The sequence below is a fragment of the Pseudoalteromonas sp. 13-15 genome, from assembly GCF_001468205.2.
Classification (GTDB): domain Bacteria; phylum Pseudomonadota; class Gammaproteobacteria; order Enterobacterales; family Alteromonadaceae; genus Pseudoalteromonas; species Pseudoalteromonas marina.
In genome coordinates this window covers 1954749-1965528 of the sequence record NZ_CP019162.1, presented here as the reverse complement: position 1 = coordinate 1965528, position 10780 = coordinate 1954749, and the positions used below count along the sequence as shown (strand labels likewise).

10 protein-coding genes are annotated in these 10780 nt (G+C 40.9%); 1 reads left to right on the top strand and 9 read right to left on the bottom strand.

All coding sequences use genetic code 11. The features are described 5' to 3' along the window. Window positions 1-88: 88 nt before the first annotated feature. Complete coding sequence (locus ATS72_RS09160; protein ID WP_058429701.1) at window positions 89-2758, bottom strand: bifunctional acetate--CoA ligase family protein/GNAT family N-acetyltransferase; 2670 nt, start codon at window positions 2756-2758, stop codon at window positions 89-91. A gap of 112 nt (window positions 2759-2870) precedes the next feature. Here ATS72_RS09160 and ATS72_RS09155 point away from each other — a divergent pair, with 112 nt between their 5' ends. Continuing rightward, window positions 2871-3587, top strand: coding sequence for an SIMPL domain-containing protein (locus tag ATS72_RS09155; protein WP_006793200.1), 717 nt, complete (start codon window positions 2871-2873; stop codon window positions 3585-3587). Between the two features lie 135 nt (window positions 3588-3722). On the opposite strand, the gene ATS72_RS09150 is transcribed toward ATS72_RS09155, so the two are convergent. The 8 genes from ATS72_RS09150 to ATS72_RS09115 form a co-directional block, all read right to left on the bottom strand. Further along, the gene (locus tag ATS72_RS09150) at window positions 3723-4391 is read right to left on the bottom strand and encodes a hypothetical protein (RefSeq protein ID WP_058429702.1); all 669 of its coding nucleotides are present in this window, start codon (window positions 4389-4391) and stop codon (window positions 3723-3725) included. Between the two features lie 114 nt (window positions 4392-4505). After that, the gene (locus tag ATS72_RS09145) at window positions 4506-6338 is read right to left on the bottom strand and encodes a DUF885 domain-containing protein (RefSeq protein WP_058429703.1); all 1833 of its coding nucleotides are present in this window, start codon (window positions 6336-6338) and stop codon (window positions 4506-4508) included. A gap of 85 nt (window positions 6339-6423) precedes the next feature. After that, a complete protein-coding gene (gene hemW, locus ATS72_RS09140) occupies window positions 6424-7560 on the bottom strand; it encodes a radical SAM family heme chaperone HemW (RefSeq protein WP_058429704.1) in 1137 nt (378 codons plus the stop codon). After that, window positions 7557-8156 (bottom strand): XTP/dITP diphosphatase, encoded by a 600-nt coding sequence (locus tag ATS72_RS09135; protein ID WP_008132404.1) that lies wholly within the window; start codon window positions 8154-8156, stop codon window positions 7557-7559. The genes hemW and ATS72_RS09135 overlap by 4 nt, the downstream gene beginning before the upstream one ends. Window positions 8157-8160: 4 nt before the next feature. Continuing rightward, on the bottom strand, window positions 8161-8607 hold the full coding sequence (locus tag ATS72_RS09130; RefSeq protein WP_058429705.1) for a DUF4426 domain-containing protein: 447 nt from the start codon (window positions 8605-8607) through the stop codon (window positions 8161-8163). A gap of 59 nt (window positions 8608-8666) precedes the next feature. After that, a complete protein-coding gene (locus tag ATS72_RS09125; RefSeq protein ID WP_006793194.1) occupies window positions 8667-9200 on the bottom strand; it encodes a YggT family protein in 534 nt (177 codons plus the stop codon). A 27-nt stretch (window positions 9201-9227) separates the two neighbouring features. After that, window positions 9228-10049 (bottom strand): pyrroline-5-carboxylate reductase, encoded by an 822-nt coding sequence (gene proC / locus ATS72_RS09120; RefSeq protein WP_006793193.1) that lies wholly within the window; start codon window positions 10047-10049, stop codon window positions 9228-9230. 17 nt (window positions 10050-10066) lie between these two features. Beyond that, window positions 10067-10780 carry a YggS family pyridoxal phosphate-dependent enzyme gene (locus ATS72_RS09115; protein ID WP_058429706.1) on the bottom strand — a complete coding sequence of 238 codons (714 nt, stop codon included), beginning with the start codon at window positions 10778-10780 and terminating at the stop codon, window positions 10067-10069.

The window sequence follows — 10780 nt, the reverse complement described above, 5'->3', positions numbered from 1 at the left end:
TTTAAGCACAGTGCACGTTAAGTTGCAATATTATAGCGCCTTATTGGTTTTAGGCGCTCTGAACATAACTTAAGTTATTGGGCTGAGTTTATTTTGTGTTGAGCACCATGTTAATGCTGCCTTCTTCAAAATCGCGGCTTACTTTAAAGCCCAACTTGCGGGCAAGTTCAATCATACCTGTGTTTTCTGGTAGTGTTATACCTTCAATCCATTCAACGCCTTGGCGTTTACAATGGTTAATTGCAGCATTCATTAAAATTCGACCTAGCCCTAAGCCCTGGCAGTCAGAACGAACCACAATAGCAAACTCGGCATGCACGTTGTCGGGATCCATAATCACACGCGACACCCCTAAGGTACGTGTTTTTCCCTCTAAGCGTTGGCAAACAATAAACGCCATTTCTCGGTCGTAATCAATTTGAGTCATTTTAGCAAGTTGATCGTGGTTAAATTGAGGTAACTCGCCAAAAAAGCGTTTGTAACGATCTTTTTTATTGAGTGATTGATCAAATGCCTTATGGGCTTGTTCATCTTCAGGTTTTATTGGCCTAAGCGTTGCTTGAGTATTATTTTTTAGCGTTACTATTTCTACAAGATCTATAGGGTAGGGGCGAATACATAACCGTTTACGGTTACTTTTTGACTGGTATCGATTTAGCGTTATGGTGGCATCAAGTACTAAAAATTGCCCGTTACTTGCAAGTATTGGGTTAAGTTCCATTGCGCTAATATCGGGTTGATCCACAACGAGCTGTGAAATACGCGTGAGCAACGCACATAAACGATATTTGTCGACCTTTTCAGGTAAAATGCGATCTTTTAATACGCCTTTATCATGTGCGGCAGCAATTAAGTATTTAGCCAAGTTCATATTAAGGGGAGGGAGAGCTACTGCCGCTTGAGCGTACTCAAGTCCTGTACCTGCCTCACCAAGTAAAATAACGGGGCCAAAATTAGGCTCTGTTTTAATTGCAATCCGCAGCTCGTTTGCACCTGCACGCGGTGCCATTTTTTGGAGTGAAAACCCATCAATAGTGGCATCTGGATAAGTGTTTTTAATTCGAATAAGCATCGCAAATGCGGTTTGCTCAACTTCATTGGCATCGTTTAGATTTAAAACCACGCCGCCGACTTCAGACTTAGAAGCAATACTTGGGCTTATAAGCTTAAGCGCAACGGGAAAGCCAAGCTCTATTGCTTGTTCTTTTGCTTCAGTAGGTGTGTACGCCACTTTAGTTTCAATACATTCAACACCATAGTGGCTTAGTACTTGGCTTGCATTGTGAGTGGGTAGATAGGTTTGTTCTTCATCTAAATATTCAGTTATTAACCTTGTGGCAGCAGCTTTGTTTATTTTTGCATCGTCAGTGTTAGACTCTGGCGTTTGCGTTAAATGTTTTTGGTTTCGACGATACGATACCAAGTGCATAAACGCACCGACAGCGCCTTCAGGTGTTCGATAAGTAGGAATTGCATTATTAGCGCATATTTTTCTGGCTGCGAATGAAGCATCTTCACCCATAAAGTTGGTAAACACATAAGGGCGAGCCATTTTGGGCAACGTTTGTAGCGCTTGAACAATTACATTGGCATAGTCTTCACTTGGAGCCAGTGCCGATGGGGTGTGTATTATCAATAAGTTTTTTACTTCTTTTGCATGCAATAATATTTCTAATGCTTGTTTGTAACGCGCTGGTGCCGAGTCACCAAAAATATCAATCGGGTTGGAGGTTGCTTCTGAGCGGGGAATAACATGATTAAGCGCACTGCGTGTTTCACTACTAAGAACTGCTAATTTCCCAGAACGTTGAATTAGCTCATCGACCGCCATAACACCCGGACCTCCACCATTTGTTAAAATAGTGAGCTGTTCAACTTGTAATAATTTTGGGTGCATGGCGAGCGTTTGTGTTGCAGCAAATAGCTCTCGTAGGTCGTTAACGCGCAGCATACCCGCACGTTGAAATAACGCATCGTATACGGCATCAGAGCTTTGTTTTCCACCGGAATGGATCTCTGCAGCAAGAGCGCCAGCATTTGTCTTTCCAGTTTTTATGGCAATAACAGGTTTACTAAATGCAGCCGCTCTTGCGGCCGAAATAAAGCCACGGATGTCTTCAATATTATCAATATAAAGTAAAATAGCTTTAGTTTTTGAATCACGCCCTAAAAAGTCGAGCAGCTCATCAAAATCAATATCTAAACACCCTCCCACAGAAACAAAGTACGAAAAGCCAATATCTTTATTTTTAGCCCAATCTAATATGGTTGAACATACCGCTGCAGATTGAGATACAAAGGCAATTTTACCTGGGCTTGCCACTGTATGAGAAAAGCTGGCATTTAAGCCAATATGGGGAATTAATAGCCCTAAGCTATTAGGGCCTAATAAAGTAACGTGGTGTTTATGGGCGCATGCTTTTAGCGCACTTTTTTGATCGTTCGTTAAGCCATCGGCAATAATAATAGCGCTTTTACAGCCCAGCTCGCCTAGTTGGCTAATAATGTCGAACAGGGTATTTTTATTGGTACAAATAACGGCAAGGTCAGGCACTTTAGGTAGATCATTAATACACGGGTATGCAAGTACGCCATGAACAGCGCTATAGCTTGGCGTTACAGGCATGATTGGTCCTTTAAAACCGCCTTGTAATAAATTACGCATAACGACAAAACCGGCACGAGAGGCATTATTTGACGCGCCTATCACTGCCACTGAGCTTGGATTAAAAAACTGACTAATTCGCTTTAGGCTCATTGCGTTTCCTTAGTTTTAAATTTTGCGTTATACATTGTCTCAATGTACCCTGTTTAACAGGTTATTTCGAGTTTATAGATACGTATTATAGATATCAATCAAGGAGTGTACTGTGATCAAAACACCTGGTTTTCACACTGTGCTGGCGGCTATTTTTTTAAGCCTAGGCTTAATTAGCTTAGGGTTTATTTTAAAAAGTGCAGCACTAAATGTAAAAGAAATGGAGCGTACAGTACAAGTTAAAGGATTAGCAGAGCAAGAGGTGATTGCCGATACTGTTATATGGCCTTTGCAATTTAGCGATGCAGATAACGACCTTGAAAAGTTGGTGAATAGGGTTGAGAAAAAAAACGCTGCCGTGATCGCATTTTTAAAACTGCATGGTTTTGATGACACTGAAATATCACTTGGTAGCCAATCTATTGTTGATAAGCAGGCGCGCGAGTACGGCAATGAAAACCAGCAATTTAGGTACATTGTTCGTTCAAATATGACCGTTTATTCTAGCGCTGTAGACAAGGTGCAAAATGCGCTGAGCAAAGTAAGCCAATTAGCTAAACAAAATATTGCCATAGTACAAGATAGTTACGAAACACGTGTTGAGTATATTTTTACAGGGCTAAACGATGTGAAACCGGCCATGGTTCAACAAGCAACTGAAAAAGCCCGCGAAGTAGCTAACAAGTTTGCTAGGGATTCCAATTCAAAACTAGGAAAAATAAAAACAGCTCGCCAAGGGCAGTTTAGTATTACTAATCGCGATTCAAATACACCACAAATAAAAAACGTAAGAGTAGTAACCACTGTTGAATACTACTTAAACGACTAGGATCTATCTATTATTCTTGGTTAAATTTATAGCGGTGTGTTTAGTATTTATGTAACTCATTAGGTTACAAATCTCGTACCTTGGTAAAATAGTTACTCGATTGGCCAACCCTTAATCTATCAAGGTTTTCACGACCTAAACCGCTTTAACTAAATGTGCAACTTGCGCGGTTGAACGTTGCAGGTAAGCAGCACTAAGTAAAATACTGGTTTCGTTAAGATCTGTTCCTTTTAATATATTTGCCAACTGCTGTTTAGCTGTTGGGTTCTGTTTTTGTTCTATTTCCATCAAGGCTAACAGTGCCGAAAACTCATGCTTAACCGGCGTGCTTGGTTTATTTGCATACGCAATATAACAAGCAACAGGTGTTAGGCCACGAGCATTGGGTTGGGCAAGCGCTTTTACTAAGTCATCGTTAGACTCAAATAACATTAACGAGCGCACATAATTAAACGCCAGCTTTTGGGCATTAGCGTGTTTAAATACAGTGTGTAACACATTATTGCCTTGGGTATCTTGTGCCAAGAAGCCCTTATTTTCTCTAAGCGCCGGAGTAAAAAACGTCAAGGCATCTGTGGTTGTTAACTGATTGATAAAAGGTGCAGGTGGGGTATTGCTTGTTAAAATACGTGTTGCTACATTTTGCATAAAATCGTACTTAATACTCATACGCAAAGCGCTTTCGTATAGATGATTAAGCTGCTGTGTTTGTTGGTCTGGACTTAACTGCTTAAAGTCATTATCAAGTTCATTTAATTGATGCTTTGAAATACGTGCGTTAAGTAACTGTATGCATAACTCCATAATTTTTGCGCCTCTTAAATACCTTTTTGTTTAGCTTAACCTATTATTGCCAATTGGTACAAAATACAAAAAAGGCCGCATAAGCGACCTTTTAGTTAGCTTTATAAATTGGGATTAAGCTTTTTTGCTTGCTACCCATTCATTTACAAAGTTTTCTAGTACGTTTAGTGGCACAGGGCCATTTTTTAGCACTACATCGTGGAACTGACGAATATCAAACTTGTCGCCAAGTTGCTTTTTAGCGTCTTCACGTAGTTCTAAAATTTTCAACATACCTACTTTGTAAGCCGTTGCTTGCGAAGGCATTACAATGTGACGTTCAACCATTTTAACGCCGTCAGAAGTGGCATTAGGGGTGTTATTCACGTAGTAATCAATCCCTTCTTGGCGAGTCCACTTCATTGCGTGAATACCAGTATCAACCACTAAACGGCACGCGCGCCATAATTCCATAGAAAGACGACCAAAGTCTGAGTATGGGTCTGAGTACATACCCATTTCTTTAGGTACAAGCTCAGAGTATAAACCCCAACCTTCAATGTAGGCTGTGTAGCCGCCAAACTTACGGAACTTAGGCACACCTTCTAGTTCTTGCGAAATAGCTATTTGCATGTGGTGACCCGGAATACCTTCATGGTAAGCCAGTGCTTCCATTTGGTACGTTGGCATCGCTTCCATGTCATAAAGGTTTGCGTAGTAAATACCCGGGCGTGAACCATCTGGCGCAGGCTGTTGGTAAAATGCTTTACCCGCCGCTTTTTCACGGAAAGCTTCAACTGCTTTTACTTTAAGGTCGGCTTTTGGCTTCACAATAAATAGCTCATCAAGACGCACTTTCATTGTGTCGATCATAGCTGTTGCTTCGTCAAGGTAGCGTTGTTTACCCTCTGCTGTATTTGGGTAGTAAAATTGCTTATCAGTTTTCATAAACTGCATAAACGCTTTTAAATCGCCCTTAAAGCCTACTTTATCTTTAATCTCACGCATTTCGTCATGTATACGGCTTACTTCTGATAGGCCAATTGCATGAATTTCTTTTGCCGTTAAATCAGTGGTGGTTGTGCGTTTAAGTGCATTATTGTAAAAGGTATTACCTTCAGGTAATTTCCAAGCACCATCACGGTCGTCAGCACGTTTTTCAAGTTGTGCTAGGTAGTTAATAAGCTTTGAGTAAGCTGGTTTAACTGCTGATTTTAACGCGTCAGTTGCCTCACTGATAAGTGCATCTTTTTCGTCTTGGCTGATTTCAAGTGCCGTTACTTTGCGTTTAAAGTCTGCTAAAAGTGTTGAATCGTCACCTTTTTCAAATGGTGCACCTTGAATAATGTTTTTGCTTGAATCAATAACATGTGGAAACACAAACTTAGGTGCAATAATGCCTTTGTTTGCTCGTGTTTCTAAGTCAGTTACTAATTGGTCAAATACCGTAGGCACCCCATTTAAACGCGAAATGTAATCTTTTGCTTCTTTAACATTACTAATTGAATGTTGGTTTATTAAAAATGCAGGCACCATAGAGTGTGTACCAAACATTTGGTTTACCGGGTAGTTGTGGTAACGCCATTTAAAGTCAGCAATTGAGCTTTCTAAGTCTTGTTTTTTTAAGTCGTAGCTTACTTTAGTTGCATTGTCTAGCAGGTCGCGGTTAATCGCGTTTAGGGCAACTAAGTCGGCTTTAGTTTCAGCGAGGTCTTTGAGTTTTTGCTCTTCGCTGCCGTCATCCCACTTATCGTAATCTTTTTTAATACCCATGTAAGTTTGGTAAACCGGGCTGCTCATCACATCACGGTTAAAGGTATCTTCAAAAAACGCATTGGCTTTGTCAATTTCGCTTTGTACAGGTTGCGCTTGTACAATTGGAGTGGTTACAGATTGTTGTGGTGCTTGTTGGCAACCAGCAAGGAGTGCAACACTCACAGCTGCTGCAATAAAGGTAAGTTTACGCATTGTTTTCCCTTTTGTTGTTAGAAACCCATTAGGGTATTTTAATTTTTCATGTATTCGCTTTACATGACGTATAACGCCCAATGCATTATACGAACAATTCTAGCAGGTCATTTAAAAAGCGATGCCCTTTAAGGCTCACTTGCCAGTGACCGTCTTTTTCTATTAATAAACCGGTTTTTATGGCTTTATTTAAAGCTGCTTGTTGGCTTTGCAATGGCTGATTAGTCAGCGCACTGTAGTCTTCAATTGGGCATGGTTCGACAAGGCGAAAGCGATTCATAAAAAACTCGAAAGCCAAATCGTCTTGCTCAACGTGCCAGCTTTTATACAAATAAGGCTTTACCATATCCATGTAGCCACGGGGATGTTTGACCTTTTCTGTTCGGGTAATTATGCCGGTTTTTGCATTGGTAACCTTACCATGAGCACCACAGCCAATCCCCAGATAATCGCCAAACCGCCAATAATTTAAGTTATGTTGGCATTGATAGCCTGGTTTTGCATACCCTGAAATTTCGTATTGTATATAACCTGCTTCTGCAAGTAGTGCTTGGCCTTGTTCTTGAATATCCCACAGAGTTTCATCTTGAGGAAGTGTTGGGGGTTTAGATGCAAACTGAGTATTAGGCTCTATGGTAAGTTGGTACCACGAAATATGTGGCGGATCGAGGGCAATAATTTGCTTTAAATCACTTAATGCATCGTCTAAGGTTTGCCCTGGTAAGCCGTGCATTAAATCAAGATTAAAGCTATTTAAACCAGCTTCTTTGGCTTGCTCTGCTGCATAGGTTGCCTCGTTAGCGCCATGAATGCGGCCAAGCGCTTTTAACTTGTCGCTTTGCAGGCTCTGTATGCCAATTGAAATGCGGTTTATACCTGCTTTCACATACTCTTTAAATCGGCCCGTTTCTACTGTGCCTGGGTTTGCTTCGAGGGTTATTTCACAATTATCGGCAAGGCCTATAAGGCTATCTACTTCGCTTAGTAGGCGTGTATAAGCATCACCGGTCAATAAACTTGGGGTACCGCCACCAATAAATATACTGTGAATTTTTCGCCCTTGGACTAAGTGTAAGTCGGCTTTTAAATCGTCTATTAAATGCTGAACATATTCTGCTTCTGGTATGTCGCCTTTTTGCCCGTGGCTATTAAAGTCGCAATAAGGGCATTTTTGCACGCACCAAGGTACGTGCACATATAAACTTAGAGAAGGAAGAGTCACAGGCCGCCTTTTAGTTGTAGCTTATTTAGCAAAGCCTGTAGTGCTTGACCGCGATGGCTCACAGCATTTTTTTGCTCTTTGGTTAACTCGGCGCTGGTACAGTTTTGCTCTTCAACAAAAAATACCGGGTCGTAACCAAACCCGCCTTCGCCATGTTGGGTTTGTGTAATTTCGCCTTCCCAGCTTGCGCTGCAAATAAGCGGGGTAGGGTCATCGGCGTGGCGCATTAATACTAATACACACCAAAAACGCGCTTTACGATTTGGGTTATTACCTAAATCATTAAGTAGTTTATCTATGTTGTCTTGATCGCTTGCGCTCTCACCAGCAAAGCGAGCAGAGTAAACCCCCGGTGCACCATTTAAACCATCAACCTCTAAGCCGGAATCATCAGCTATGGCTGGCATACCCGTAATTTTAGCTGCATGGCGGGCTTTAATAATGGCATTTTCAACAAAGGTAGTACCGGTTTCGGCTACTTCACTAACGTTAAAATCACTTTGTGGAACTACATTAATATTAAGTGGGCTTAACATGTTGGCCAGCTCACTTACTTTGCCAGGGTTACCCGTGGCAAGGACTAAAGTTTTGTTCATAATATTATTTATCTACGTAAAATTTTTGCTGAAATTGCAGTGTTTGAAATTGATTACTTTGCTGTATTTCAATTTCAAAGCGCAGTATTTCTTCGTTTGTAAAATCGACTTGGGCAAGGTAATAAATCGACTCGCCTTCAATTACTTCTTTAAAGTTAAGCGTTTGTTTGTTGCCAAGTAGGTTTCTGGCTGTGCCAGATAACTTGGCCTTTTGAGCTGTATTGCCTGTATTGTTTTTTAACACAGAAATATTAACAATCCCTTTATATCCACTGCGCTCAAGCCCATAAGCCTTGGCAATTTGTGGCTGAATAAAGGTTGATGGAAAAGCAATGTAATGTACTTGCCACGCGCCAAGTTCTTTATATTGCCCGCCCAATGTTTGTTCGCTGTGTGCGTTAAATGCGAATGTTAAACAAGCAATAAAACAAAATTTAATTAATCGATTCATTGTTCACTCCAAAAATATAAAAAAGAGGCCATAAGGCCTCTTTTACTTAAAACAAAAGCTTAAGCTAAAAAGTCCATTAACAGCATTTGCAAAAACTGAATACCAATAATTAATACAAGTACTGATAAATCTAACCCACCCATTGGTGGAATAATTTTACGAAGTGGCTTGAGCATTGGCTCAGTAAGCTGGTGGAAAACCGCTTCAATAGGGTTGTAGCCTTGGCTTACCCAGCTGAGAATTGCGCGGATAATTAATACCCAAAATACTAAGTTTAAGCCTTCTTTTATTACGGTAATTAGAGCTTGAATAAACACGGGTTGCGCAGCCCATGCGCCGTAAATTACTAACATTAAGGTACTAATTTTGGCAATAGCTACAATAAATGCCAGCAATAGTGAGGCTAGATCAAGCCCACCTAACCCGGGTATAATTTTACGTAAAGGGTTGACTGCAAACGACGTTGCTTTAACCACAAATTGGCTCATTGGGTTGTAAAAATCGGCTTTTGCCCACTGTAGCCAAAAACGCAGTAGTACCACCATTAAAAACAAATCAAACAGAGTACTGATCAAAAATTGCATGGCATTCATAGTGTAACCTTTAATAATAAAGTAGTTTTAAAGTTCTTTTTCCATTTGCATCGCGCGAGCAATACACGCATCCATCGCATCGCCAACGGTTTTAGTTAAGCCTTCGTCTTTTAAATGCTCAACTGCGGCATGTGTAGTACCGCCTTTAGATGTTACGTTTGCGCGTAGCTGAGAAATGCTAATTTCTGGTTGGCTTAATGCCATTTCTGCTGCGCCAAGTGCTGTTTGTTGTACTAAACGACGAGCATCTTCATCATTAAAGCCAAGCGCTTTAGCTTTTTCTTCAATGGCTTCCATAAATAAGAAAAAGTAAGCTGGTGATGAACCTGTTACTGCAATGATATCGTTAATTTGCGCTTCTTGTTCGACCCACACCACAATACCTGTGCACTCAAATACTTGTTGAACAAATTCATGTTCTTGCTGCGTTTCGCCAGCGCCAAATAAGCCAGAGACGCCACGCCCTAATAAAGACGGTGTATTAGGCATGCAACGTACAATTTTTACATCTTGCCCTAACATTTCGCGCAAGCGGCTTACTGTTAAACCAGCAGCTACTGAGATAAATAGTTTATTACTGAAATCGATGCCAGACTCTTGAAACGATTTACATAAATCGCCCATCATTTGTGGCTTTACAGACAAAACAATTACATCAGCATCGCGTAGGGCTTCGTTATTGTCACTGGTGGTTTGCACCTTGAAATCGGCTGCTACCTTTGCAAGCTTTTCTTGGTTGCGGTTAGTCGCAATGATGTTGTTTGCGTCAAAGCCGTTTTTTACCATGCCACCAATAATAGCGTAGCTCATGTTACCTGTGCCTATAAATGCGATTTTTTTATCTGACATAAATCTGTTTTTACCTTTTAAGTTCGTGTTCCAAAAATGTCTGTTCCGATCCTCACCATAGTTGAGCCTGCACTAATTGCGGCTTCAACGTCATTACTCATACCCATAGATAGAGTGTCTAACTGTGGATATTGGGCCTTTAGTTTATCAAAGCAAGTTTGTAATTGCTCAAAATATTGAGTTTGTGTCGTTGGATCGTCACTTTTTGCAGGAATAGCCATCAAACCACGTAATCTTAACTGATCACATTGGCTAATAAATTCAGCAAGATTTGCGATGTCATCGGGATGACAGCCCGACTTTGCCTCCTCGGCGCTAATATTTACCTGAATAAGTACATTGATTGGTGGTTTACTAGTTGGGCGCTGAGCGTTGACGCGCTTGGCTATTTTGATTCGATCAACGCTTTGTACCCAATCAAAATTTTCTGCCACTAAAGCACTTTTATTTGACTGGATAGGGCCAATGAAATGCCAAATGATATCGCTATATGTGTGCAGTTGAGCTATTTTATCTACAGCTTCTTGAACATAAGACTCACCAAACTGGCGTTGGCCATAATTGTAGGCAGCAACGATATCGTCGCTAGGTTTGGTTTTAGACACCGCCAGCAAGGTTATTTCATCTTTGCTTCTGTGCGTGTTTTTTGCCGCGTTTGAAATTCTTGCGTAGGCGCAAGTGAGTCGTTCTGCTATTGTAACCATATAATTATCAGCCAGTTGTGGAGTCAT

Bases quoted from the DNA above. Each gene is read 5' to 3' on its own strand.
- ATS72_RS09145 (WP_058429703.1), bottom strand. From the start codon at position 6,338: ATGCGTAAACTTACCTTTATTGCAGCAGCTGTGAGTGTTGCACTCCTT.
- ATS72_RS09150 (WP_058429702.1), bottom strand. From the start codon at position 4,391: ATGGAGTTATGCATACAGTTACTTAACGCACGTATTTCAAAGCATCAA.
- ATS72_RS09130 (WP_058429705.1), bottom strand. From the start codon at position 8,607: ATGAATCGATTAATTAAATTTTGTTTTATTGCTTGTTTAACATTCGCA.
- ATS72_RS09125 (WP_006793194.1), bottom strand. From the start codon at position 9,200: ATGAATGCCATGCAATTTTTGATCAGTACTCTGTTTGATTTGTTTTTA.
- ATS72_RS09115 (WP_058429706.1), bottom strand. From the start codon at position 10,780: ATGACTCCACAACTGGCTGATAATTATATGGTTACAATAGCAGAACGA.
- proC (WP_006793193.1), bottom strand. From the start codon at position 10,049: ATGTCAGATAAAAAAATCGCATTTATAGGCACAGGTAACATGAGCTAC.
- ATS72_RS09135 (WP_008132404.1), bottom strand. From the start codon at position 8,156: ATGAACAAAACTTTAGTCCTTGCCACGGGTAACCCTGGCAAAGTAAGT.
- ATS72_RS09160 (WP_058429701.1), bottom strand. From the start codon at position 2,758: ATGAGCCTAAAGCGAATTAGTCAGTTTTTTAATCCAAGCTCAGTGGCA.